Origin of the sequence: Stenotrophomonas sp. AS012628 (genome assembly GCF_010608305.1) — a bacterium.
In the GTDB taxonomy this organism is placed as follows: Bacteria; Pseudomonadota; Gammaproteobacteria; order Xanthomonadales; family Xanthomonadaceae; genus Stenotrophomonas; species Stenotrophomonas geniculata.
Window position 1 is genome coordinate 13,386 of sequence record NZ_VMBJ01000024.1, and the last position, 23,020, is coordinate 36,405.

24 protein-coding genes are annotated in these 23,020 nt (G+C 66.6%); 11 read left to right on the top strand and 13 right to left on the bottom strand.

Annotated elements, in window-relative coordinates; translation table 11 throughout:
• Nucleotides 1-104 precede the first annotated feature (104 nt).
• The gene (gene speD / locus G5A07_RS12130) at nt 105-899 is read right to left on the bottom strand and encodes an adenosylmethionine decarboxylase (RefSeq protein WP_006473908.1); all 795 of its coding nucleotides are present in this window, start codon (nt 897-899) and stop codon (nt 105-107) included.
• Nucleotides 900-1,048: 149 nt separating this feature from the next.
• On the opposite strand from speD, the gene crp reads away from it, so the two are divergent.
• Nucleotides 1,049-1,738, top strand: a complete 690-nt coding sequence (crp, locus tag G5A07_RS12135) for a cAMP-activated global transcriptional regulator CRP (RefSeq protein WP_010482649.1) — start codon at nt 1,049-1,051, stop codon at nt 1,736-1,738.
• A gap of 62 nt (nt 1,739-1,800) precedes the next feature.
• A complete protein-coding gene (locus tag G5A07_RS12140) occupies nt 1,801-2,562 on the top strand; it encodes a sulfite exporter TauE/SafE family protein (protein WP_010482650.1) in 762 nt (253 codons plus the stop codon).
• Nucleotides 2,563-2,659: 97 nt separating this feature from the next.
• Here the strand turns inward: G5A07_RS12140 and G5A07_RS12145 are convergent, their stop codons facing one another.
• The 7 genes from G5A07_RS12145 to G5A07_RS12175 all read right to left on the bottom strand — a co-directional run bounded on the left by G5A07_RS12145 (nt 2,660) and on the right by G5A07_RS12175 (nt 10,738).
• Entirely contained in the window at nt 2,660-3,376 is a 717-nt protein-coding gene (locus G5A07_RS12145; RefSeq protein ID WP_010482651.1) for a haloacid dehalogenase-like hydrolase, read from the bottom strand.
• Nucleotides 3,373-4,167: an indole-3-glycerol phosphate synthase TrpC gene (gene trpC, locus G5A07_RS12150; protein ID WP_134958853.1), complete on the bottom strand. Its 795-nt coding sequence runs from the start codon at nt 4,165-4,167 to the stop codon at nt 3,373-3,375. Before trpC ends, G5A07_RS12145 begins: the two co-directional genes overlap by 4 nt.
• A 74-nt stretch (nt 4,168-4,241) precedes the next feature.
• A complete protein-coding gene (trpD, locus tag G5A07_RS12155; RefSeq protein WP_191863363.1) occupies nt 4,242-5,273 on the bottom strand; it encodes an anthranilate phosphoribosyltransferase in 1,032 nt (343 codons plus the stop codon).
• Between the two features lie 16 nt (nt 5,274-5,289).
• On the bottom strand, nt 5,290-5,877 hold the full coding sequence (locus G5A07_RS12160) for an aminodeoxychorismate/anthranilate synthase component II (protein WP_049448425.1): 588 nt from the start codon (nt 5,875-5,877) through the stop codon (nt 5,290-5,292).
• 2 nt (nt 5,878-5,879) lie between these two features.
• Nucleotides 5,880-6,659 (bottom strand): SIMPL domain-containing protein, encoded by a 780-nt coding sequence (locus G5A07_RS12165; protein WP_010482656.1) that lies wholly within the window; start codon nt 6,657-6,659, stop codon nt 5,880-5,882.
• Between the two features lie 67 nt (nt 6,660-6,726).
• Complete coding sequence (gene trpE, locus G5A07_RS12170; protein WP_049411792.1) at nt 6,727-8,202, bottom strand: anthranilate synthase component I; 1,476 nt, start codon at nt 8,200-8,202, stop codon at nt 6,727-6,729.
• A 178-nt stretch (nt 8,203-8,380) separates the two neighbouring features.
• A complete protein-coding gene (locus G5A07_RS12175; protein WP_191863364.1) occupies nt 8,381-10,738 on the bottom strand; it encodes an XVIPCD domain-containing protein in 2,358 nt (785 codons plus the stop codon).
• Between the two features lie 105 nt (nt 10,739-10,843).
• Here G5A07_RS12175 and G5A07_RS12180 point away from each other — a divergent pair, with 105 nt between their 5' ends.
• Nucleotides 10,844-11,707, top strand: coding sequence for an ankyrin repeat domain-containing protein (locus tag G5A07_RS12180; RefSeq protein WP_224328685.1), 864 nt, complete (start codon nt 10,844-10,846; stop codon nt 11,705-11,707).
• A 15-nt stretch (nt 11,708-11,722) separates the two neighbouring features.
• On the opposite strand, the gene yegS is transcribed toward G5A07_RS12180, so the two are convergent.
• The 5 genes from yegS to G5A07_RS12205 all read right to left on the bottom strand — a co-directional run bounded on the left by yegS (nt 11,723) and on the right by G5A07_RS12205 (nt 15,067).
• Nucleotides 11,723-12,658 carry a lipid kinase YegS gene (yegS, locus tag G5A07_RS12185; RefSeq protein ID WP_010482660.1) on the bottom strand — a complete coding sequence of 312 codons (936 nt, stop codon included), beginning with the start codon at nt 12,656-12,658 and terminating at the stop codon, nt 11,723-11,725.
• A 200-nt stretch (nt 12,659-12,858) separates the two neighbouring features.
• The gene (locus G5A07_RS12190) at nt 12,859-13,458 is read right to left on the bottom strand and encodes a hypothetical protein (protein ID WP_049480640.1); all 600 of its coding nucleotides are present in this window, start codon (nt 13,456-13,458) and stop codon (nt 12,859-12,861) included.
• A gap of 7 nt (nt 13,459-13,465) precedes the next feature.
• Nucleotides 13,466-13,945, bottom strand: coding sequence for a GNAT family N-acetyltransferase (locus G5A07_RS12195; protein ID WP_049480638.1), 480 nt, complete (start codon nt 13,943-13,945; stop codon nt 13,466-13,468).
• Between the two features lie 60 nt (nt 13,946-14,005).
• Entirely contained in the window at nt 14,006-14,680 is a 675-nt protein-coding gene (gene rpe, locus G5A07_RS12200; RefSeq protein WP_032127160.1) for a ribulose-phosphate 3-epimerase, read from the bottom strand.
• A 57-nt stretch (nt 14,681-14,737) separates the two neighbouring features.
• Nucleotides 14,738-15,067 (bottom strand): DnaJ domain-containing protein, encoded by a 330-nt coding sequence (locus G5A07_RS12205; protein WP_005411327.1) that lies wholly within the window; start codon nt 15,065-15,067, stop codon nt 14,738-14,740.
• Nucleotides 15,068-15,208: 141 nt separating this feature from the next.
• Between G5A07_RS12205 and G5A07_RS12210 the strand changes: the two genes are divergently transcribed.
• The 8 genes from G5A07_RS12210 (at nt 15,209) to G5A07_RS12245 (ending at nt 23,014) form a co-directional block, all read left to right on the top strand.
• Nucleotides 15,209-16,135 carry a phosphoribosylaminoimidazolesuccinocarboxamide synthase gene (locus G5A07_RS12210; RefSeq protein ID WP_008266180.1) on the top strand — a complete coding sequence of 309 codons (927 nt, stop codon included), beginning with the start codon at nt 15,209-15,211 and terminating at the stop codon, nt 16,133-16,135.
• A 135-nt stretch (nt 16,136-16,270) separates the two neighbouring features.
• The gene (locus G5A07_RS12215; RefSeq protein WP_191863365.1) at nt 16,271-16,756 is read left to right on the top strand and encodes an Mpo1-like protein; all 486 of its coding nucleotides are present in this window, start codon (nt 16,271-16,273) and stop codon (nt 16,754-16,756) included.
• A 332-nt stretch (nt 16,757-17,088) separates the two neighbouring features.
• Nucleotides 17,089-19,920, top strand: coding sequence for a monovalent cation/H+ antiporter subunit A (locus G5A07_RS12220; protein ID WP_191863366.1), 2,832 nt, complete (start codon nt 17,089-17,091; stop codon nt 19,918-19,920).
• The gene (locus G5A07_RS12225) at nt 19,920-20,312 is read left to right on the top strand and encodes a Na+/H+ antiporter subunit C (protein ID WP_010482669.1); all 393 of its coding nucleotides are present in this window, start codon (nt 19,920-19,922) and stop codon (nt 20,310-20,312) included. The genes G5A07_RS12220 and G5A07_RS12225 overlap by 1 nt, the downstream gene beginning before the upstream one ends.
• Entirely contained in the window at nt 20,309-21,844 is a 1,536-nt protein-coding gene (locus G5A07_RS12230) for a monovalent cation/H+ antiporter subunit D (RefSeq protein ID WP_191863367.1), read from the top strand. Before G5A07_RS12225 ends, G5A07_RS12230 begins: the two co-directional genes overlap by 4 nt.
• On the top strand, nt 21,841-22,347 hold the full coding sequence (locus G5A07_RS12235; RefSeq protein ID WP_049435698.1) for a Na+/H+ antiporter subunit E: 507 nt from the start codon (nt 21,841-21,843) through the stop codon (nt 22,345-22,347). Before G5A07_RS12230 ends, G5A07_RS12235 begins: the two co-directional genes overlap by 4 nt.
• Complete coding sequence (locus G5A07_RS12240; protein ID WP_005411334.1) at nt 22,344-22,628, top strand: K+/H+ antiporter subunit F; 285 nt, start codon at nt 22,344-22,346, stop codon at nt 22,626-22,628. The genes G5A07_RS12235 and G5A07_RS12240 overlap by 4 nt, the downstream gene beginning before the upstream one ends.
• Nucleotides 22,625-23,014 (top strand): Na+/H+ antiporter subunit G, encoded by a 390-nt coding sequence (locus G5A07_RS12245; protein ID WP_010482673.1) that lies wholly within the window; start codon nt 22,625-22,627, stop codon nt 23,012-23,014. Before G5A07_RS12240 ends, G5A07_RS12245 begins: the two co-directional genes overlap by 4 nt.
• Nucleotides 23,015-23,020: the final 6 nt, after the last annotated feature.

Below are 23,020 nucleotides of genomic sequence, written 5' to 3' on the forward strand. Positions count from 1 at the left end.
GGGTCGGTACATCACCGTGGAACCACGTCGCTTGCGCGACACCAGTTCCACGGGGCGGGTCGTCCCGCCTGGGCGGCGATGCCTGCCGGCATCGCGCATGGGGCTTACTCGGACAGGTTCCGGCCGTGGAACAGCTCTTCGATCTCGCGCTTGAGCAGCGCTTCGATCTTCATGCGTTCCTTGAACGACAGGTTCTTGGCCTTTTCCTCGAACAGGTACTGGTCCAGGTCGAAGTCCTTCAGGTGCATCTTCGTGTGGAAGATGTTTTCCTGGTAGACGTTGACGTCGAACATCTCGTAACGCGACTTGATGTTCTTGGCCAGGAAGTTCTGGATCGAGTTGATCTTGTGATCGATGTAGTGCTTCTTGCCCTTCACATCGCGGGTGAAGCCACGGACGCGGTAGTCCATGATCACGATGTCCGACTCGAGGCTTTCGATCAGGTAGTTCAACGCCTTCAACGGCGAAATGACGCCGCAGGTGGCCACGTCGATGTCGGCGCGGAAGGTGGCGATACCTTCCTGCGGGTGCGTTTCCGGATAGGTGTGCACGGTGATGTGCGACTTGTCCATGTGCGCGACCACAGCGTCGGAGATCAGCTCCTTGCCGGCCTGCTTCTTGTCGATCACCGGTTCTTCGGAGATCAGGATGGTCACCGAGGCACCCTGCGGGTCGTAGTCCTGGCGGGCCACGTTCAGGATGTTGGCGCCGATGATCTCGGCGACATCGGTCAAGATTTGAGTCAGCCTGTCGGCGTTGTACTCTTCATCGATGTATTCAATGTAACGCTGACGCTCCTCTTCGGTGCGCGCGTAACACACGTCATAGATGTTGAAGCTCAGCGCCTTGGTGAGGTTGTTGAAACCCTGCAGCCTCAGGCGAGGCAACGGCTTGACCACGGCGGTCGATTCCTGTGTAAGAAGGGAAAGGGGGAATTATGGGGCAAACTGTCCCCGGGGGGAACGTGAAGATCGCTCACATCTGGCACACTGTTTGCCCTTAACAATTGCGCTGGTTAAGCTCCGCTATCGACCCCGTGAATCCGTTCATGCGCAGAGGGAGCGCTCCTATCGTGTCAACCGTGCGCCTAGCTAGCAGTCCACTGGCCCTGGATATCGCCACAATCGATCGTTTCCTGGCGCACAGCCACAGGCGGCGATACCCCACCCGTACCGACGTCTTCCGACCCGGTGACCCGGCGGGAACCCTGTATTACGTCATCAGCGGCTCGGTTTCGATCATGGCCGAGGAAGATGACGATCGCGAGCTCGTGCTGGGCTACTTCGGTGCTGGCGAGTTCGTCGGCGAGATGGGCCTGTTCGTTGAATCGGACCGCCGCGAGGTGATCCTGCGGACCCGCACCGCCTGTGAGCTGGCCGAAATCAGCTACGAGCGCCTGCATCAGCTGTTCCTCGGCCCGCTGTCGGCCGATGCCCCGCGCCTGCTGTACGCGCTGGGCCAGCAGATCTCCAAGCGCCTGCTCGACACCAGCCGCAAGGCCAGCCGACTGGCATTCCTGGACGTCACCGACCGGATCGTGCGCACCCTGCACGACCTGGCGCAGGAACCGGAAGCAATGAGCCACCCGCAGGGCAGCCAGCTGCGCGTCTCGCGCCAGGAACTGGCGCGCCTGGTCGGCTGTTCGCGCGAAATGGCCGGCCGCGTGCTGAAGAAGTTGCAGACCGACGGCCTGCTGCATGCCCGCGGCAAGACCGTGGTGCTGTACGGCACCCGTTGACCGTTGAGCACCCGGTGGGTGCGGACCTTGGTCCGCACTCCTTCGCGCGCTAGGCTCGGGGCATGGAGCTGAGCAGCGAATTCTGGTGGTTCATCCTCATCGGCCTCGGCGCGCAGCTGGTCGACGGCGCGCTGGGCATGGCTTTCGGCCTGGTCTCATCGTCGGTGATGCTGAGCATGGGCCTGCCGCCGGCGCAGGTCAGCGCCAGCATCCACACCGCGGAAGTGTTCACCACCGGCGCCTCGGGTGTGTCGCACCTCGCCGCCGGGAATGTCGATAAACGCCTGTTCCTGCGCCTGGCTTTGCCCGGCGCGGTGGGCGGCGCGGTGGGCGCCTACGTGCTCACCCAGATCCCGGGCGAGATCATCCGGCCACTGATCTACCTGTACCTGCTGGTGCTGGCGATCATCATCCTGGCCCGCGCGGCCGGACGCTGGATGCCCAAGGGCGAAATCCGCCGGGTACCGGTGCTGGGCTTCTTCGCGGGCCTGCTCGACGCCAGCGGCGGTGGCGGCTGGGGGCCGATCGCCACGTCCACCCTGCTCGCTCGTGGTGGCCAGGCGCGCACCACCATCGGTACGGTCAATGCGGCGGAGTTCGTGGTCACGCTGACGGTGTCGGCGACCTTCCTGCTGTCGATGGGGGTGCAGCACCTGCAGATCGTCGCCGGCCTGCTGATCGGCGGCATGATGGCCGCGCCGGTGGCGGCGATCCTGGTCAAGCGGGTGAAGGAGCGCTGGGTGCTGGTGGCCGTTGGCGTGCTGGTGCTGGGCATCAGCCTGTTCCAGATCGGCCACGCGGTGTACGGGCACCTGTATCGCTGAGGCATTCCCTGTAGAGCCGGGCCATGCTCGGCTGATCGCGCACGGATACCGCAACGAAGAGCAGCCGAGCATGGCTCGGCTCTACAACAGGCTCGGATCAGGCCTTGTCGCCACCACGGTCCACGCAGCCCCAGTTGAGGATGCGGGTGCCGGCCGGCAGCACGCGGCGGAAGAAGTCCACCCTGCCCGGCTTCGGGTTCACCACCACCGGCGCCTTGGCCGCCAGCAGCAATGGCAGGTCGGCAGTGCTGTCGGAGTAGGCGATATCGATATCGCCGTAGCCGCGCTCGCGCAGCATGCGCATCTTCTCTTCGTTGTGGCAGTGGCGGGTCGGGCCGACGCCGCCCAGCCGTGGGCCAACCTCGGTGCCGATCACCGGTACGTCCTGGTGGGCGACGAAAGCCAGGATCGCCCGTGCCAGCTCTGGCGGCGCGCCGGTGGCAACCACCACGCGGTCGCCCTTGGCGCGGTGCGCGGCGAACACCTCCAGCGCCTGCGGCAGCAGCTTGGCGCGCATCTGCGCCTCATTGCGCAGCACATAGGCGTCGATGACCTTGTTGAAATCACGCGCGCGGTGCAGGCCGAAGCTGCCGATCCACACATAGACCGAAATACCGGCACGACGGGTCGGCAGCAGCGCCACCATCGGCCCGGCGATCGGCGTGACCAGCAGCGCCGCCAGCATCCGCAACGGGTTGCGCTTGATCAGCGAGGCGAACAGGTGAGTGCCCGAATCGCCGTCGTAGAGGGTGTGGTCGAAATCGAAGACCACCAGCGGCGCATCGTCGCGCGGCGTCGGATAGTGCGTTTTCATGCCGCGAAGAATAGCTGACGCAGGCCCTCGCCCGGCTCTTCCACGCGCATGAAGGCCTCGCCGACCAGGAACGCATGGATGCCGGCATCGCGCATCAGCGCCACGTCCTGTGGGCCCAGGATGCCACTCTCGGTCACCAGCAGGCGGTCACGCGGCACCGCCTTCTGCATGTCCAGCGTGGTCTGCAGCGACACTTCGAAGGTGCGCAGGTTGCGGTTGTTGATGCCGATCATCGGTGCCGGCACCTGCAGCGCACGCTCCAGTTCGTCGATGTCATGCACTTCCACCAGCACGTCCATGCCCAGCGACAGTGCCAGTTCGGACAGGGTGGCCAGCTGGGTGTCGTCCAGCGCGGCGACGATCAGCAGGATGCAGTCGGCGCCCAGCACGCGCGCCTCGTACACCTGGTAGGCGTCAATCACGAAGTCCTTGCGCAGCACCGGCAGCGTGCAGGCCTCGCGGGCCTGCTGCAGGTAGACGTCGGCACCCTGGAAGAAATCCACGTCGGTCAGCACCGACAGGCAACTGGCGCCACCGAACTCGTAGCTGACGGCGATATCGGCCGGGCGGAAATCCGGGCGGATCACGCCCTTGGACGGGCTGGCCTTCTTCACCTCGGCGATGACCGCGGGGTCGCCATTGGCCACGGCCGCCTGCAGGGCGCGCACGAAGCCACGTACCGGCGGGGCGCTGGCCACGGCGGCCTGAAGCGCCTCGAGCGGGCGCTGGGCGCGGCGCTGGGCCACTTCTTCGGCCTTGCGGGCCAGGATCGTCTGCAGGATGTCGCTCATCGTCGTCGGTTCGGTGCGGGGGCGGTGAGGACGGCCATTATCGGCCATCAAAAGGGTCAGGCTGAACCGCGCGCTCAGGCAACCAGCGCGCGGGTAGTCTCCACATACTGCTGCAGGCGCTGGCGGGCGCTGCCGTTGGCGATGGCTGCACGGGCACGGGCCAGACCATCGCCGATGTCGCTGGCCACGCCGGCCACGTACAGCGCGGCGCCGGCATTCAGCGCCACGATGTCCAGTGCCGGTCCCTGCTGGTAGTCCAGCACGGCGCGCAGCATGGCGATGGACTGCTCCGGGCCGTCCACGCGCAGGTTGCGGCTGGCCGACATGGCGATGCCGAAGTCTTCCGGGTGGATCTCGTACTCGCGCACCTTGCCGTCGCGCAGCTCGCCCACCAGGGTGCCGGCGCCCAGCGAGATCTCATCCATGTTGTCGCGGCCCCAGACCACCATGGCGCGCTCGGTGCCCAGCTCGCGCAGCACGCGCGCCTGGATGCCCACCAGATCGGGGTGGAACACGCCCATCAGCACCGACGGCGCGCTGGCCGGGTTGGTCAGCGGGCCGAGGATGTTGAAGATGGTGCGCACGCCCATCTCGCGGCGGACCGGCGCGACCACCTTCATCGACGGATGGTGGATCGGCGCGAACATGAAGCCGATGCCGGTCTGCTCGATGGCCGCGGCCACCTGGGCCGGCTGCAGTTCGATGGCGGCACCCAGTGCTTCGACCGCATCGGCGCTGCCGGACTTGGACGACACGCTGCGGTTGCCATGCTTGGCCACGCGCGCACCGGCTGCGGCCGCCACGAACATCGCGCAGGTGGAGATGTTGAAGGTATGCGAGCCATCGCCACCGGTACCGACGATGTCGACCAGGTGGGTGGTATCGGCCACCGGCACCGCCAGCGCGAATTCGCGCATGACCGTGGCCGCGGCCGCGATCTCGTCGATGGTTTCCTTCTTCACCCGCAGGCCGGTGAGGATGGCGGCGGTCATCATCGGCGAGACATCGCCGCGCATGATCTGCCGCATCAGGTCGACCATTTCGTCGAAGAAGATTTCGCGGTGCTCGATGGTGCGTTGCAGGGCTTCCTGGGGGGAGAAGCTCATGGGAATGCTCCTTGGATCAGGCCGCCGGACGCTGCAGGAAATTGCGCAGCAGGGCGTGGCCGTGTTCGGTGAGGATGGATTCGGGGTGGAACTGCACGCCCTCCACCGGGAACTGGCGGTGACGCAGGCCCATGATCTCTTCGATCGAGCCGTCCTCGTTCTCGGTCCAGGCGGTCACTTCCAGCGCATCGGGCAGGCTGTGCTTGTCCACCACCAGCGAGTGGTAGCGGGTGGCCTGGTAACGATCCGGCAGACCGGCGAACACGCCCTTGCCTTCATGGCGGATGGGCGAGGTCTTGCCGTGCATGATGTTGCCCGCGCGGATGACCGTGCCACCGTAGACCTGGCCGATGCCCTGGTGGCCCAGGCACACGCCGAGGATGGGCGTGGTCGGGCCCAGGCGCTGGATCAATTCCAGCGACACGCCCGCTTCGTTGGGCGTGCACGGGCCAGGCGAGATGACGATGCGCTCGGGCTTCTGCGCGGCGATCTCGTCCACGCTCATCGCATCGTTGCGCACCACCTTCACTTCGGCGCCCAGCGTCTGCAGGTACTGCACGAGGTTGTAGGTGAAGCTGTCGTAGTTGTCGATCATCCACAACATGGTCAGGTTCCGTCGCTTATCAGGAAAATGGCGTATACGTTTTCGGTGTAGGTGATGGGGCCGGCTTCAATGGACTCCGGTGCACCGGGCGCAGGTGCCGAGGCCGGTGCATAGCTGCCGGTCACCGAGATCCTGTCCAGATACTCACCATCCTCGCCCGGCTGCGGCCATTGCCCGGCCTGGATGCCGTAGGCGAAGTCCGGCGCCACGTCGGAGATGCTGTACAGGCCACGCACTTTCGTTCCATAGGCCTTGGCCAGGCCCTGCGCGGACTCGCGGGTCTTGGCCGCTGCTTCGCCCTTGAGTTCGCGTCGCAGCGCCACTTCGCCCGAGTAGGTCGGGGCCACGCTGCTGACCTGCACGTTCTCGTTGGCCTTCAGCGCACCCAGCACGTCCTGCATCGCCTTCACGCTGGCGAAGCTGGCACGCAGCTGGCGCGACACGCGGGTGCCGATGAAGACCTGCCGGTTCTGCTCATAGCGCGTCGCCGGACCGATACGCAGGTTGTCCGCGCGCACGCTGCCTTCCACCGCCTTGTGCTGCTTGAACAGCGCCAGCACGCGCGCGACGTTGTCCTGCACGCGGTGGCGCGCGGCGTCGGCATCCATGTCGGTCTCTTCGATGTTCAACTGCAGGCCGAACCTGTCCGGCATCACCACGCGGCGCGCCTCGCCCTTCACCAGCAGGTGCGGCTGCGAGGGAATGGTATTGGCCTGCGCCCACGCAGACGGGGCCATCGTGGCCAGCAGTGACGACCACAGCAATGCGCTCAGCAGCTTCATGCGGTACTCCTTGTCTTGAATGGGAACAGCGGACGGTGCCGCGGCGCAGGCCACGGCACGGAAAGGCTCACAGGCCCTTGGCGGCCTGGGCGACGGCGCGGAACAGCGCGCGGCCCTTGTTCATCGTCTCGTCCCATTCCTTGTCCGGGTCCGAGTCGTAGACGATGCCGGCGCCGGCCTGCACGTACAGGCGGCCATCCTTGATCACCGCGGTGCGGATCGCGATCGCGGTATCGGCATCGCCGTGCCAGCCGATGTAGCCGATGCTGCCGGCATAGACATTGCGCTTGATCGGTTCCAGCTCGCGGATCACCTCCAGCGCGCGGATCTTCGGCGCGCCGCTGACCGTGCCGGCCGGGAAGGTGGCGCGCAGCACATCGGCATAGCTCAGCCCCGGCTGCAGCTGCCCGGTCACTTCGCTGACGATGTGCATGACGTGGCTGTAGCGTTCGATCACGAACTGCTCGCCCACTTCCACGGTGCCGGCCTTGGACACGCGACCGGCATCGTTGCGGCCGAGGTCGATCAGCATCAGGTGCTCGGCGCGTTCCTTCGGATCGGCCAGCAGTTCGGCTTCCAGCGCCAGATCCTGCTCGACGGTGGCACCGCGCGGACGGGTACCGGCGATCGGGCGCACGGTGACTTCGCCATCCTGCAGACGCACCAGGATTTCCGGCGACGAGCCGACCACCTGCAGGTCGCCGACATCCAGGAAGTACATGTACGGCGACGGGTTCAGTGCACGCAGCGCGCGGTACACATCCACCGGGCGCGCCTTGAACGGCACGCTCAGGCGCTGGCTGAGCACCACCTGGAAGATGTCACCGGCGCGGATGTATTCCTTGCTGCGCTGGACCGCATCGACGAAGCCTTCGCGGGTAAAACCGGAGACGAAATCGGACTCGTCCAGCACATCACTGTTGAGCGGCGCGGGATAACCGGCGCCCGGTGCGCGCAGCTTGGCGGTCAGTGCATCCAGGCGGGCCTGGGCCTGCTCGAAGGCGCCCTCGACCCGGGGGTCGGCATGCACGATCAGGTACAGCCGGCCCTTGAGATTGTCGAACACCGCCAGCTCATTGGAATCCAGCAGCAGGATGTCCGGGGTGCCCAGTTCATCACGGCCGGCCGGCGGCGCCAGGCGCGGTTCGATGTAGCCGATGCATTCGAAACCGAACCAGCCGACCAGGCCACCGGTGAAGCCCGGCAGGCCGTCCAGCTTGGGCACCGAGTGAGCACTGCGCAGCGCCTCGACCTCGGCGAACGGGTCGGCCACCTCGCGGGTTTCCACCATCTGGCCGTCTTCGCGCACGGTCAGCGTATGGCCGTGGAAGGCGTACACGCGGCGCGCCGGCAGGCCGATGATCGAGTAACGACCAAAGCGCTCGCCGCCTTCGACGGATTCAAACAGGTAGGTATTGGGGCCGTCGGCGAGCTTCAGATAGACCGAAAGCGGCGTGTCAAGGTCGGACAGCACTTCACGGACGACGGGAATATGGGTGTGGCCTTCAGCGGCCTGCTGCTGAAACTGAGCGTGCGAGTTCAAGACGACTTTCCTTCCGGGACACAGCGTTATGGGGGCGGACGACGGCAACGGGCCACCATCGCCACCAACGGCGTGCGGAAGAAAGGGTATGCGGGGTCGTCAGGCTGGACACCCCTTGACTGTATCGCAGCCGGGGCGGGAGGGGAACCCCGCCGCCGCGGCGCGGTTCATTCGGCCATTAGCCCATCCGCCGGGCGTTCTCCTGGGCCTCCAGCCCCTGTTGCTGGGCCAGTCCAGCCGCCGTCACCTGTTCGCGACCGGTGTTCAGGGCGTCAACCTGCGCCGTGCTCACGGCCAGCGGCTGGGCCATGCCGGCCGCCACGTCCACGTGCGCATGTCGGCGGTGGGCCGCCTGCAGATCCGGGGTATCGACCGCGAATGCCCGCGTGCGGTCGTCACTGAGCAGCACATGGGAAATGGCCTGCAGCCCATCGCGCTTGGCCTGCGCAGCCAACGCCCCGGCCAGCTGGTCGCTCTGCAGGTTCGGGATGCGGCCATGTGCCACATCGAGGCCGTGCACGCCGGTCTGCGCGCCCTTGAACAGATGGAAGTCGATGTGCCCCGGATCGTTCAGCGCTGGCATCTTCGCGGCCCCCTCCTGCAGCTGCGCATGCGGCCGTCCAAGCAGCTTGCGCGCGGCCGCCTCCTGGCTCGCGATTGCCGCGTCGAGACTGGGGTTCATCGTCTCGCTCATGCCATGCCGGTCCACCGACTCCCCCATGGTCGCACTGCCGCGCCCGATCACCCACGACGTCTTGGCAAGGTTGACCAGGTTCTGCGGCAGTGCCGGCGTGGGCAGGTGCGTGGCAATGCCCTTGTTGGCCATCGCACCCAGCCCGACGGTGCCGGCCAGCACGGCCGGCGCCTGCGAGGTCAGCCCGGTGATCTGATGGCTGCTCCAGTTCATGCCCATGTGGAAAGTCGCGCCGTACACGGCATAGCCATTGCGCAGCCCATTGGCCACGCCATGCACGCCCTGCTGCAGCTGGCCGCCCAGATGATGGCCGCCGGCGCGGATGCGGCCGGCATCCGCCGCTGCTTCACGGGTGGCTTCACGGGCCTTGGTTTCGTGTTGATTGCGGGCCGCGTCACCGTGCTCGCGCATCTGCCTGGCCATGTCGTCGGCACCGAGCGCACCCAGCACGCTGGCCCCGATGTTCCAGCCGTAACTGCCCTTGGCCTGCACGCGGTGGCTGACCGATTCGACCAGACCCTGCAGCTCGCGTCCCTTGGCAATGACCGTCGCACCGCCTTCGATGCCGACCCGCATGCTCTTTCCACCGTAGTCGACCACGGTGCCGATCGCATTTCCCTGCAGGGTCGACGCACGCTCGACGGCCACGCCGGACAGGCTCATGCCCCGGCCCGCCAGCGCGCCGACCTGCTCGACATGTTCACCGGCAACCCGTCCGGCACGCATGCCACGCGCACCTGCGATCAGCACCTCGGCCAACGGGCCACCGTATTCGGCAAGCTGGCTTGGCGCTTCTCGATGGCGGCGGTCCACCACCTTTCCATTCACTTCGGTCTTGGCATCCAGCAACAGTTCCATCCTGCCCGCGGCCACCGGAACATTGCGCAATGCCTCCGCCCCGGATTTCGACGCCAGCTGGTCAACCAGCTGGGCGGTGGCCGTCTGCGCACCGGCCGGCATCATCTCCTGCAGCTTGCGGGTAACCATCTGCTGCACGCCGGGCTGGCGCAGCAGCTGGCTGGTCTCGCTGGCCAGCAGGCCAAAGCCCTGCCGGTGATGCTCGTTGAGCCGCTTCAATCCGTTCTGCACATCGTTGAGCACTTCACCCGAGGTCTGGTAGGTGTGCACCGTGTCGCGCGTATTGAACACCGGCAATCCGTGGGATTTCGCGTAGCGATCGGCGGTGGCCGGATGCAGGCCCGCCGAATTGAAGGTGGTCGCACGTACACCGGTCACCGCCGAAGCGGCGGAGGCCATGCCGCCGCCAAGCGAATGACCGGCGAGTTCAAAGTGGGTACCGGAGGTCTTCAAGCGACTCGCCAGTGCCATGGCCCGATCGTAGTAGTCACTCTGCATGCCCACGCCCTGGCGTCCGTTGTTGAGGAAATCCTCGCCTCCGGACTCACGCCGCCCGCCTTTCGCCCGGGGATCGATGATTTCGCCCGTGGATCCCTTGAACACCAGCACCGGCTTGGCGTCATCACCGAACACCCTTTTGTCCGGAATGTAGATCTCTGCGCGGAAACCCGAGTCGTTCGGCCGCATCAGCTTCTTCAGGTCGGCTGCCCCCAGGCTGATGCCCGCTGCTTTGAGCGTGTCCGGGTCGGTCACGGCACTGGCTCGCGTCCACCCGACCGGCGGTTCTCCTTTGCCCTTTGCCGAGGCATACACATCATCAGCAAGCGAACCCAGCTCGCGGGCGTGATAGGTCTCGCGCAGGCGCGCCGCTTCGGTGGCGTGTCCACCGCCCTGCAGTTGCTCGACCAGGTGCTGCTGCGCCTGGACGCGCCTGGCGCGGGCCTGCAGCAGGCGTTCCTGCTGCTCGGGATCGTGACCGCTCATGGCAGACTCCATTGCTCAGCAGTGAAGACGTGGTCATCCAGGACCTGCTGGAATGACCACGGCCAACGCTATCATCCCCCGAACGCGTCCATGTCAAGGAATCACATGCACCGTCACCCTCACAGTTCCTTTACGCCATTCTCCTGGCTGGCGATGATGCTGCTGATACTGCTGAGCGCCTGCGCGCGCACGTCTTCACATGGCGCGGAGCGCTATTTCGAAGGCAAGGCCCTGGAGCTGGCCATTGCCGCCGAACAGGGAGATGCGGCGACGATCACGCGCCTGATCAAGACCGAAGGCGTGAACCCCGACAAGGAGTTCTCGAAGCAGGATGGCATTCCGCTCATCGCGTGGCCGTTGCGCGCGCGGAACCTGGAAGGCCTGCGCGCGATGCTCGACAACGGCGCCAATCCGAATGCACGGCGTATTGAAACGCTGGACGGCGAGACGTTCCGCCACAACAACGCCATGGTCTATGCCGCGAAGATGGACGATCCGCGCTACCTGGCCCTCCTGCTGGATCATGGCGGCGACCCGGACACGCGCACCTCCAATACCGAAACGCTGCTGTTCCAGGCCTTCATTTCCGGCAACCTGTGGAAGAACATCCAGCTGCTGGTGGAGCGCGGCGCACACGTCAACGAATCCAACATCGGCCAGGCCGATACGGTCCTGAGCTGGTACACCGGCCGTGGCGGCTTCGAGCAGGCCTACTGGCTGCTTGAACATGGTGCGGACCCCACGATTGCATCGCCGTCATCGGCGCAACCGGGCGCGCCCGATCGGATGGCCATGGTCGAAGCGATCTACTGGGAAATCACCACACCGGACCTGCTGCCGTGGCAGAAGAAGTGCCAGCAGTGGCTGATCGATCACGGCATTGCCCGGCCGCCGCTGCCGCAGTACATCCGCGAGAAGCGTGAAGCATTCGGGTTCCCGGCGAAGGAGCAGGACATACCGCCGTTGTAGGACTTCCGGTGCGGCTCAGCGCGGCTCGGACAACAGTGCACAGCCCACGGGCAGGTGCATCCGCACCCTGCCCGGCACGCACGCGATGCGGAACTGGCGCGCCTGTACCGGTTCACCGTCCAGGTTGAGCGTCAGCGGGCGCTCGGACTCCACCTGCAACCATGGCAGCCGCGCGCGCGTTGCCAGCTGTTCCAGCGCGGCCTGGGTGCCGGACTTCAGCATCTGGCCGAGCGTGGCAGTGACTTCCCCCTCCAGCTCCGGAAGCACCGTCACGTCCAGCTGCCCATCATCGATCAGTGCCTGCGGGCACAATTGCTGGCCACCGCCTGCCTGGCGGCCATTGCCGATGCCGAGCGCGATGAAGTCGCCTTCCCACGCGAAGTCCGGGCCGGACAGCCGCGCGGTGATCGGCTCGATGCGACCCAGCTTGGCGATGCCGGTGATCACGTAGGCCAGCCCGCCCAGCATCTTCTTCAAGCCGGCATCGGTCTCCACCGTTACCTGCGTGCCAAAACCACCGCTGGCAAGGTTGGCGCACCACCAGTGGGTGCCATCGGCGTCCACGCGCAGGAGATCGATCGCATGCGGCGTCGCCTGCCCGATCAAGCCGAAGGCCTCCTTCGGCTCGGTGGGAATGCCGGCAGCAGTCGCGAAGTCGTTGGCGGTCCCCATCGGAATCAGCGCCAGTGATGGCAGCGCATCCGCCGGTTCCTCACGGTGGGCCAGGGTCTCGGCCACCGCACTGAGCGTGCCATCGCCACCAGCAGCCACGATCACGTCCACGCCATGATCAATCGCCTCGGCCACGTAGCGTTCGGCGTCGCCGTCCTCCCAGGTCACCCGCACTTCCAGCTGCACGCCCTGCCCGCGCCAATGGCCGACGGCGTCGCGCAACTCATCGTTGCCAGCGGATTTGCCATTGAGGATCAGGCGCCAGCGCGGTGCGGCCATGTGGTGCTTCCAGGACGGGGGCGCACAGGCTAGCAATGCGCTGTTTGTCCGCGGTGAATGTCACGCAGATGTCATTCAGCAACCGGAGAATGGAAGGCCATAGCAGGGACGACGGATGGAGGCAGGATCAGCCTCCCACGCATGCAGCGAGGCCACGCCGGGGTTTGGCGTGGTCTTTTTTTTTGCCTTGCCGCGACGGCTCAGAGATAGGCGTCGATCGGGCTGTGCAGCAGGCAGCTGTCAAAATCATCCACGTCGCGCAGCTCTGCGGGCTCGATGCCGTGCTGCTGCAGGAGGATGGCGAGTGCCGCCATGCCATCGGCAAACCGGCGCTCGACCCGCGTCAGCGGATCCTGCATGGCCAGGTCATAGTCGAAGCCATAGGCGGTTTCGGTGAAGCGTGCGGCGTGGGTGACAAGACGCGCCTCGAAGGCACCGTAGGCATCCGGCAGGACATGCACGAACCGGCGCAGGTCGTCCTGTGCTGGGAGCTCTGCTGCCAGCGGATGCCCCTGCGCGATCCGCTCCAGGGGAGGCAGCAGCGGTGCTGGATAGCGGCGCTGCCACAGCACCAGCGCGCGCTCGACATCATGGCCGCACCGCTGCAGGTCGGCGGCGGCCTCATCCACCGGGGCGCCCGTGCGCTGCCTGTACTCGGCAACCAGCCGGCGCACGATCCAGGCATGCGCCACGGCAAGATCCCCGCCCGATTCCATCAGTGCCTGCCTGCAGATACGGATGGACGCGGGCAGCTGCTGGCGAAGCAGGGTGATGCGTTGCGGCAGGGTCAGCGCATCCACTTGGCGGCTACCCGGCAAATGCCTTCAGGGCAGCGCCTTCCAGCCGGTACACGGTCCACTCGTCCTGCGGCTTGGCGCCGGCGGCGGTGTAGAACTCGATGGCCGGGGTATTCCAGTCCAGCACCGACCATTCGAAGCGGCCGCAGCCTTCGGCCACGGCCTGCCGGGCGATGTATTTCAGCAGCGCCTTGCCTGCGCCGACGCCGCGCTTTTCCTGGCTGACGTACAGGTCTTCCAGGTAGATGCCCTTGCGGCCCAGCCAGGTGGAGTAGTTGTAGAAATACACCGCATAGCCGATGGCCTCACCGTCGGCTTCGCAGATCAACGCGCGTGCGGTCGCGTCGGCACCGAACAGGCTCTCGGCGATGCCGATCTCATCGGTCTGCACCGAATGCTCGGCCTTCTCGTAGATGGCCAGCTCACGGATGAAGTGCAGGATCAGGCCGGCATCGGCCACGGTGGCCGGACGGATGTTCAGGAGTGCCATGAGCAGAAGCAGGGGGACGGAGGGGATCAGGCGAGCTTAATCCCCTCCGTCCCCTTTTTGTCAGCGCGCCGCAGCGACGTTGGCGCGCATCTGCGCGATCACGTCCTGGTAGCTGGTCTTGGCGTTGAAGATGGCCGAGCCGGCGACGAAGGTGTCAGCGCCAGCGGCGGCGATCTCACCGATGTTGTCGGCCTTCACGCCACCGTCGATCTCCAGGCGGATGTCCTTGCCGCTGGCGTCGATCATCTTGCGCACCACGCGCAGCTTGTCCAGCGCCGAGGGGATGAAGGCCTGGCCACCGAAACCCGGGTTGACCGACATCAGCAGCACCAGGTCCAGGTCATCCAGCACCCAGTCGAGGATGTCCACCGGGGTGGCCGGATTGAGCACAATGCCCGGCTTGCAGCCCAGCGAGCGGATCAGCTGGATGGTGCGGTGCACGTGGCGACTGGCCTCCGGGTGGAAGCTGATGTAGGTGGCACCGGCTTCGGCGAAGTCCGGGATGATGCGGTCCACCGGCTCAACCATCAGGTGCACGTCGATCGGCGCGGTGACGCCGTGCTTGCGCAAGGCCTGGCAGACCATCGGGCCGATGGTCAGGTTCGGCACGTAGTGGTTGTCCATCACGTCGAAGTGGACCCAGTCCGCACCGGCGGCGAGGACGTTGTCGACTTCCTCGCCGAGGCGGGCGAAGTTGGCGGAGAGAATGGACGGGGCGATGAGGCAGTTGGACATGGCCGGGGCCTTCGGAACGGGGAAAGGATTCTCCCGCCCGCAGGCGGGACTGTCGGGTCAGCGCTTGCGCAGGGTCTTGATGCGGTCGTAGGCGGCGTTGATCCGCCGCGACTTCTGCTCGGCCTGCTGCTGCAGCTCGGGGGCGGCACCGCCCAGCTTGTCGGGGTGGTACTGCGAGATCAGCTTGCGATAGGCGCGCTCTACCTCGGCATCGGTGGCCTCGGAGGTCAGCCCCAGCTCCCGGTACGGGTTCTCCTTGTTCAGGCGGAACCAGTCCGAGTCGAAGGCATGGCCGATCAACAGGCCGACCACCGCGCCAAACAGCGGATTGGGCCGGAACAGCAGGGCGCCGGCGATGAATCCGAGCAGTTTTCCGTACCAGCGCATGGCGCTCCGGGGTCGACCGACGAAATGGACGCTCATTTTACGTCACAGCGGGCCCGGACGGCTTTACACTAGGCCGCCCGCTGGTCAGCGGGCCCGCCGGGTCCGTTGGGCAGCCGTATCGACAACGCCCCAGGAGTGCCCGTGCCAACCACGCTGTTGCAATCCGATCTCCCCGGCCTGCCCTTGCGCCATCGCGGCAAGGTGCGTGATGTGTTCGATATCCCGCGCGAGCGGCTGCCTGCAGGGACCCCGCCGGGCGACTACCTGCTGATGGTGGCCACCGATCGCCTGTCGGCGTTCGACGTGGTCCTGCCCGACCCGATCCCGGGCAAGGGCGAGATGCTCTGCCAGGTGTCCAACTTCTGGTTCGCCAAGACCGCGCACCTGATGCCCAACCACCTGACCGGCATCGACGTGGCCAGCGTGCTGCCCGAGGGCGTGGATCCGGCCCTGTACGCCAAGCGTGCGGTGGTCACCCGCAAGCTGAAGCCGGTGCCGGTGGAAGCGATCGCCCGCGGCTACCTGATCGGCAGCGGCTGGAAGGACTACCAGCGCACCGGGAAGGTCAGCGGCATCGACCTGCCCGATGGCCTGCGCCAGGCCGAGCAGCTGCCGGAGCCGATCTTCACCCCCTCGACCAAGGCCGCCGTCGGCGACCATGACGAGAACATCGATTTCGATGCGATGGTGAAGCAGGTCGGTGCGGACCTGGCCGAGCGCGTGCGCGATGCCACCCTGCGCATCTACAAGTTCGCCGCCGACTACGCCCGCGAGCGTGGCATCATCCTGGCCGATACCAAGTTCGAGTTCGGTACCGACGCCGATGGCCGCCTGTACATCATGGACGAGATGCTGACGCCGGATTCCTCGCGTTACTGGCCGGCCGACGAGTACGAAGTGGGCACCAGCCCGCCGAGCTACGACAAGCAGTTCGTGCGCGATTACCTGGAGACGCTGGACTGGGGCAAGACCGCCCCGGGCCCGAGCATCCCGGCCGAGATCATCGAGCGCACCCGCGCCAAGTACGCCGAGGCGCTGCAGCGCCTGGCCGGGATCAGCGTCGACTGATCCGCCTGCGCCCCCGGACCGCCGGGGGCGTTTCATTTTGGTGGTAGTGCCGGCCGCTGGCCGGCAACCTCGGCGAATCCGCAGCCAGACATGGCCTGGCTCTACTGTCGGCCCTGGCGGGAGTATGCTGGCCGCATGCAGACATCCACCGAGCTTGCGCGGCCGATCGACCGCTATTTCGCCAGCTACTCCGACGACCACCGCAATGTGATCAACCAGCGCATCCACGTGGTGGCGGTACCGGCGATCCTGTGGTCGGTGGTGGCCCTGCTGTGGTGCCTGCCGCCGCTGATCACCTGGCTCCAGTACGGCATCTGGTCGGCGTTCGCGATGTTCAGTGCGTGGTGTTTCTACAACAAGCTGTCGCGCCCGCTGGGCATCGGCATGCTCATCCAGTTCTTCGTGTTCGGCTGCCTGTGCCGCCTGCTGGAGGCCGAGATCGGCCTGCAGGCCCTGCGCTGGCTGGCGGTGGGCGTGTTCGTGGTGGCCTGGGTAGCGCAGTTCATCGGCCACACGTTCGAGGGCCGCAAGCCCAGCTTCCTGACCGACCTGACCTACCTGCTGATCGGCCCGGCCTGGGTGATGGCCAAGTTCTACCGCAAGCTCGACTGGCGCTATTGAACTGCGGGCGGCCGACGGCGGCCGTCGTTTCCTGAACGGGCAGATTCCGTCACCCGCACTCCACGACGGCCCTGCCAGCCTGCCCCGGTGACTCGCTCCCCACTTCCCGCCCGTCGACGGCAGCCCCTGTGCGACAGGGCCTGCGGTCTCCCTGCGTGGGCGTAGGGTGTCCCCGAGGGCAACCGGGGAAGGACTGCAGGAACGTGATGCTGCACCGCAGAAAAAATGAATCAGCGAACGTTACATGCAATTGATCGCTGTTCGATGGGTTTCGGCGACATTTCGCGGCCTGTTATCCTCCCTGACCTGCTCGTGAATCATGGATTCCCTGCATGCTCCCCAGCCTGCCCCTGCTGCTGGCCCTGCCGTTCCTGATGGCAGCGGCTGTTGCGGCCTTCCCCCGTAGTTCGCGCTCGACTGCTGCCTGGCTGGCGGCGCTGGCGCCGTTGGGCGGGCTGGCCATCCTCGGCTGGCTGACCCCGTCCGTACTCGACGGCCAGGTGGTGCGGACGATGGTCCCTTGGCTGCCGCAGATCGGCCTGGACTTCACCCTGCGCCTGGACGGGCTGGCCTGGATGTTCGCCGGGCTGGTACTGGGCATCGGCGCGCTGGTGGTGCTGTATGCGCGCTACTACCTGAGCCAGCAGGACAACGCGCACCGCTTCTACTCCTACCTGCTGCTGTTCATGGGCGCCATGCTGGGCATGGTGCTGTCGGGCAACCTGCTGTTGCTGATGATCTTCTGGGAAATGACCAGCATCAGCTCGTTCCTGCTGATCGGCTTCTGGTCGCACCGCCAGGACGCCCGCGAAGGCGCGCGCATGGCGCTGGTGATCACCGGCGGCGGCGGCCTGGCCCTGCTCGGCGGCGTGCTGCTGATCGGCCGCATCGTCGGCAGCTTCGACCTGGACGTGGTACTGGCCGCCGGCGAGCAGATCCGCGCCAGCGCGCTGTATCCGTATGCCCTGTTCCTGGTGCTGGCCGGCATCTTCACCAAGAGCGCGCAGTTCCCGTTCCACTTCTGGCTGCCGCACGCGATGGCGGCGCCGACCCCGGTCTCGGCCTACCTGCACTCGGCCACCATGGTAAAGGCCGGCGTGTTCCTGCTGGCGCGCCTGCATCCGGCACTGGCCGGCAGCGACCTGTTCTTCTACACGGTCAGCGGCATCGGCGCACTGACCCTGCTGATCGGCGCCTGGAATGCGATCTTCCAGCATGACCTGAAGGGCCTGCTGGCGTACTCGACCATTTCCCACCTGGGCCTGATCACCCTGCTGTTCGGGCTGTCCACGCCGATGGCGGTGGTGGCCGGCGTGTTCCACATCCTCAACCACGCCACCTTCAAGGCCTCGCTGTTCATGGCCGCCGGCATCATCGACCACGAAACCGGCACCCGTGACATGCGCAAGCTCGGAGGCCTGCGTAAGCTGATGCCGTTCACCAGCGCGCTGGCGATCATCGCCTCGCTGGCGATGGCCGGCATCCCGCTGCTCAACGGCTTCCTGTCCAAGGAAATGCTGTTCGCCGAGGCACTGACCGCCGGTGGCGGCCCGGGCGCGATGCGCACGGCGGTGTCGATCGCCGCGCTGCTGGCCGGCGTGCTGGGCGTGGCCTACAGCCTGCGCTTCGTGCACGACACTTTCTTCGGCCCCGGCCCGCACGACCTGGACCGCGTGCCGCATGAACCGCCGCGCTGGATGAAGGTGCCGGTGGAACTGCTGGTGGTGATCTGCGTGGCGGTAGGCATCGCCCCGGCACTGACCGTGGCGCCGGTGCTGCATGCCGCTGCGGCCTCGATCCTCGGCAACGCCATGCCCGAGTACAGCCTGGCGGTGTGGCACGGTTTCAACCTGCCGCTGGCGATGAGCGCGATCGGCGTAGTCGGTGGCGTGGCGCTGTACTTCGGCCTGCGCAGGCTGATCAACCTGCACGGCGTGGAAACCCGCACCACCGGGCGCAACGTGTTCCATGCACAGCTGGATGCGATCTCCGCGCTGGCCATGCGCCTGACCAACGGCATCGCCAATGGCAGCCTGCAGCGCATGCTGCTGGGCCTGGTGCTGGTGGCCATCACCGTGGCCGCCGCGCCCTACATCGCCAACCCGGCCTCGCCGAACTGGACCAAACCGCAGCCGATCCCGCTGCTGGGCTGGGCGCTGTGGCTGGTGATGATGGCCTGTGCGGTGGCCACCCTGCGCGTCTACAAGCAGCGCCTGCTGGCGGTGCTGCTGGTGGGCGGTGTCGGCCTGATGGTGGCGCTGACCTTCGTGTTCCTGTCCGCACCCGATCTGGCCCTGACCCAGCTGCTGGTCGAGATGGTGACCCTGGTGCTGATGCTGCTGGGCATGAACTACCTGCCCGCGCAGTCCGGACCGGAGCGGCCGCGCTGGCGCAAGCGGCGCGATGCGGTGATCGCCATCATCGCCGGTGCCGGGCTTGGCGCGCTGGCCTATTCGGCGATGACCCTGCCGCCCAACACCATGGCCGGCGAGCTGCTCGCCCGCGCCCTGCCCGAGGCGTACGGCCAGAACGTGGTCAACGTGATCCTGGTCGACTTCCGCGGCTTCGATACCTTCGGCGAGATCACCGTGTTCGGCATCGCCGCGCTGGTGGTGCACGCCCTGCTGCGGCGCACGCGGATGGCGCCGGAGCAGATCATGCCCGGCCCGCCGATCAAGCTGCCGGTACCGGCCGACCTGGCGCAGATCATGTTCCCGCTGACCCTGACCGTGTCGATCTTCCTGTTCCTGCGCGGCCACAACGCGCCGGGCGGTGGCTTCATCGCCGGCCTGGTGCTGGCGGTACCGCTGCTGATCCAGTACGTGATCCAGGGCACCGCGTCGGTGGAATCGCGCTTCGGCTTCGACTACATCCGCTGCATCGGCATGGGCCTGCTGATCGCCCTGCTCAGCGGCAGTGCCTCGATGCTGTTCGGCGTACCGTTCCTGACCAGCGGGCACCTGGACCTGCACCTGCCGCTGATCGGCGACGTGCCGCTGGCCAGTGCCATCGGCTTCGACATCGGCGTCTACCTGGTGGTGTTCGGCGGCGCCATGCTGATGCTGTCGATGATGGGCACGATCAAGCCGTCGCGTACCCGCACCGCCCGCAAGGGTGAGATCGACCTGCAACGCCGTTCGGCCCGCACCGGGGAGATGCACTGATGGAACTGGCCCTGGCTACCGCGATCGGCGTGCTGACCGCCATCGGCATCTACCTGCTGCTGCGTGCGCGCAGCTTCGATGTGATCCTCGGCATGACCTTCCTGTCCTACGCCACCAACCTGCTGATCTTTGCCGGTGGCCGCGTGGTGCTGGGCAAGGCGCCGGTGCTGCAGGAAGGTGTGGACAGCCATCTCGGCAACTACACCGACCCGTTGCCGCAGGCACTGGTGCTGACCGCGATCGTGATCGCCTTCGCGATGACTGCCGTGAGCATCGTGCTGGCCATGCGCAGCCGCAGCGACAACCACAGCGACCACGTGGACGCCCACGAACCGGATGACGACCTGCAGGATGAGCGCGTGCCGCCGCGCCAGGACGAGGACCGCGCATGAATCATCTGGTGATCCTGCCTATCCTGATTCCGCTGCTGGGTGCTGCACTGTCGCTGTTCGTCGAACACCGCCGCTATGGCCCCAGAGTGCAGCGCGCGGTGGCCTGGGCCGCGCTGTCGGCGCTGGCCCTGGCGGTGGGCCTGCTGTTTGCCAGCACGGCCAGCGGTGACATCAACGTCTACCTGCTGGGAGACTGGCCGTCGCGGCTGGGCATCGCGCTGGTGGCCGACCGGCTGTCGGCGTGGATGCTGCTGACCACCCTGCTGCTGGCCATTCCCTGCCTGCTGCATGCCTGCTCGGGCTGGGACCGCCGCGCACCGCACTTCCATGCACTGTTCCAGTTCCAGCTGGTGGGCCTCAACGGTGCGTTCCTGACCGGCGACATCTTCAACCTGTTCGTGTTCTTCGAGGTGATGCTGATCGCCTCCTACGGCCTGCTGCTCAGCGGTGGCCGCGGCCTGCGCATGCGCATCGGCCTGCACTACGTGGTGTTCAACGTCACCGCCTCGACCCTGTTCCTGATCGCGCTGGGCCTGCTGTACGCCTCGCTGGGCTCGCTGAACATGGCCGAGCTGTCGCAGCGCATCGCCGAGGTGCCAGCGGCGCAGCTGACCCTGGTGAAGGCGACGATGGGCCTGTTGCTGCTGGTGTTCTGCGCCAAGGCCGCACTGATGCCGCTGTACCTGTGGCTGCCGGAAGCCTATTCGCGCGCGCCGGCCGCTGTGGCTGCGCTGTTCGCGATCATGACCAAGGTCGGCCTGTACTCGGTGCTGCGCATCCAGATGCTGTGGTTCGGCGACGATGCCGGCGCGATGACCGGCTATGGCCGCGACTGGCTGCTGTGGGCCGGCGTGGCAACGCTGGTGCTCGGTGGCCTGGGTGCGCTGGCCGCAACCCGCCTGCGCGTGCTGATCTCCTACCTGGTGATCGTGTCGGCAGCCACGCTGTTCATCGCCTTCTCGGTAGGCACGCCGCAGGTGCTGTCAGCCGGCCTGTACTACTTGCCACACAGCAGCTTCGTCGCCGCCGCGCTGTTCCTGATTGCCGACCTGATCCGCCGCCGACGTGGTGGCGCCAGCGACCGCAAGGAAGTGGTGGCACCGATGCCGGGCAAGGAAACCCCAGCGGTGCTGTTCCTGATCGGCGCAGTGTCGGTGGCCGGCCTGCCGCCGCTGTCCGGCTTCCTGGCCAAGGCCGCGCTGCTGGCTGGCATGCCGGCACAGTACACCGCCCCCGTCTGGACCGCGGTGCTGGTCAGCAGCCTGCTGGTGATCATGGGCCTGACCCGCGGCGGCATCCGCCTGTTCTGGCGCGTGCCACCGGTCGATCCCGAGGCACCGAAGCCGCGCAAGGCACGCCTGCGCCGGGTCGAGCTCTACGCCGCCTGCATCCTGCTGGGCTACGGCATCGGCATGACCCTGGGCGCCGCCCCACTGATGCGCTACACCGACGCCACCGCCGCACAGCTGCTGCACCCCAGTGAGTACGTGCAGCAGCTGCGTGCGACCACGCCGGAGATCCGCCAGCCATGACCGCCCAGCGCTCCCTGTTCCGCCGCGTCATTCCCTCGCCGATGCTCAGCATCATGGTGGTGGCGTTCTGGCTGCTGATGTCCGACAGCTTCACCCTCGGCCAGATCGTGCTGGGGCTGGTGCTGGGCGTGGTGGTGCCGCTGTTCGCTGCACGCCTGGACCGCGAGTTCGCGCGCATCGGCACCCTGCGCCCGTTGCCGAAACTGCTGTGCGTGACCCTGTGGGACATCCTGATGTCCAACATCCGCGTCGCCATCCAGGTGCTCGGCCCGGAGAAGAACATCCACCCCGGTTTCATCTGGTTGCCGCTGGACATCGCCAACATCCACGGCATCGCCGCGCTGACCAGCATGATCACCCTGACCCCGGGCACGGTCTCGGCCGCGCTCAGTGACGACCGCAAGTACCTGCTGGTGCACGTGCTGCACCTGGAGGACCCGCAGGACCTGATCGATACGATCAAGCGCCGTTACGAGGCGCCGTTGATGGAGATCTTCCCATGACCGGTTTTGAAGTCATCCAGACCACGCTGGTGGTGTGCATGCACGTGGTCGGCCTGGCGATGCTGCTGGCCACCTGGCGCCTGCTGCGCGGGCCGACCGTGCCCGACCGCATCCTCGCGCTGGACACGCTGTCGGTGACCGCGATCGCCGAACTCATGCTGTTCGGCATGTACCTCAACTCACCGATCTACTTCGAGGCCGCGCTGATCATCGCCATGCTCGGCTTCGGCAGCACCGTGGTGCTGAGCAAGTTCGTGCTGCGCCGGGACATCGTCGAATGATCACCGCGATCCAGATCGGCCTGTCGATCCTGCTGCTGTTCGGCTGCTTCTTCATCCTGGTCGGCGCACTGGGCCTGGTGAAGCTGTCCACCTTCTTCAAGCGCCTGCACGCACCGACCAAGGCCAGCACGCTGGGCGTGGGCTGCGTGCTGGTGTGCTCGGTCTGCTACCACATCTTCCTGGGCCAGGACCCGCAGCCGCGCGAGCTGCTGATCACCGTGTTCCTGTTCATCACCGCGCCGATCAGCGCACACATGATGGCCAAGGCCGCGCTGTCACTGCTAATGGAAACCCGCCCCAGCCTGCCGGGCAACGAGCCGGCCGCCGAAGAGCAGCTGCCGCCGCCGGAACCGGTGCGGGAAGAAGAGACCACGCAGGGCCGGTAAATCCGG

Bases quoted from the DNA above. Each gene is read 5' to 3' on its own strand.
- crp (WP_010482649.1), top strand. From the start codon at position 1,049: ATGCGCAGAGGGAGCGCTCCTATCGTGTCAACCGTGCGCCTAGCTAGC.
- G5A07_RS12140 (WP_010482650.1), top strand. From the start codon at position 1,801: ATGGAGCTGAGCAGCGAATTCTGGTGGTTCATCCTCATCGGCCTCGGC.
- G5A07_RS12145 (WP_010482651.1), bottom strand. From the start codon at position 3,376: ATGAAAACGCACTATCCGACGCCGCGCGACGATGCGCCGCTGGTGGTC.
- trpC (WP_134958853.1), bottom strand. From the start codon at position 4,167: ATGAGCGACATCCTGCAGACGATCCTGGCCCGCAAGGCCGAAGAAGTG.
- trpD (WP_191863363.1), bottom strand. From the start codon at position 5,273: ATGAGCTTCTCCCCCCAGGAAGCCCTGCAACGCACCATCGAGCACCGC.
- G5A07_RS12160 (WP_049448425.1), bottom strand. From the start codon at position 5,877: ATGTTGTGGATGATCGACAACTACGACAGCTTCACCTACAACCTCGTG.
- G5A07_RS12165 (WP_010482656.1), bottom strand. From the start codon at position 6,659: ATGAAGCTGCTGAGCGCATTGCTGTGGTCGTCACTGCTGGCCACGATG.
- G5A07_RS12175 (WP_191863364.1), bottom strand. From the start codon at position 10,738: ATGAGCGGTCACGATCCCGAGCAGCAGGAACGCCTGCTGCAGGCCCGC.
- G5A07_RS12180 (WP_224328685.1), top strand. From the start codon at position 10,844: ATGCACCGTCACCCTCACAGTTCCTTTACGCCATTCTCCTGGCTGGCG.
- yegS (WP_010482660.1), bottom strand. From the start codon at position 12,658: ATGGCCGCACCGCGCTGGCGCCTGATCCTCAATGGCAAATCCGCTGGC.
- G5A07_RS12195 (WP_049480638.1), bottom strand. From the start codon at position 13,945: ATGGCACTCCTGAACATCCGTCCGGCCACCGTGGCCGATGCCGGCCTG.
- rpe (WP_032127160.1), bottom strand. From the start codon at position 14,680: ATGTCCAACTGCCTCATCGCCCCGTCCATTCTCTCCGCCAACTTCGCC.
- G5A07_RS12205 (WP_005411327.1), bottom strand. From the start codon at position 15,067: ATGCGCTGGTACGGAAAACTGCTCGGATTCATCGCCGGCGCCCTGCTG.
- G5A07_RS12215 (WP_191863365.1), top strand. From the start codon at position 16,271: ATGCAGACATCCACCGAGCTTGCGCGGCCGATCGACCGCTATTTCGCC.
- G5A07_RS12220 (WP_191863366.1), top strand. From the start codon at position 17,089: ATGCTCCCCAGCCTGCCCCTGCTGCTGGCCCTGCCGTTCCTGATGGCA.
- G5A07_RS12225 (WP_010482669.1), top strand. From the start codon at position 19,920: ATGGAACTGGCCCTGGCTACCGCGATCGGCGTGCTGACCGCCATCGGC.
- G5A07_RS12230 (WP_191863367.1), top strand. From the start codon at position 20,309: ATGAATCATCTGGTGATCCTGCCTATCCTGATTCCGCTGCTGGGTGCT.
- G5A07_RS12235 (WP_049435698.1), top strand. From the start codon at position 21,841: ATGACCGCCCAGCGCTCCCTGTTCCGCCGCGTCATTCCCTCGCCGATG.
- G5A07_RS12240 (WP_005411334.1), top strand. From the start codon at position 22,344: ATGACCGGTTTTGAAGTCATCCAGACCACGCTGGTGGTGTGCATGCAC.
- G5A07_RS12245 (WP_010482673.1), top strand. From the start codon at position 22,625: ATGATCACCGCGATCCAGATCGGCCTGTCGATCCTGCTGCTGTTCGGC.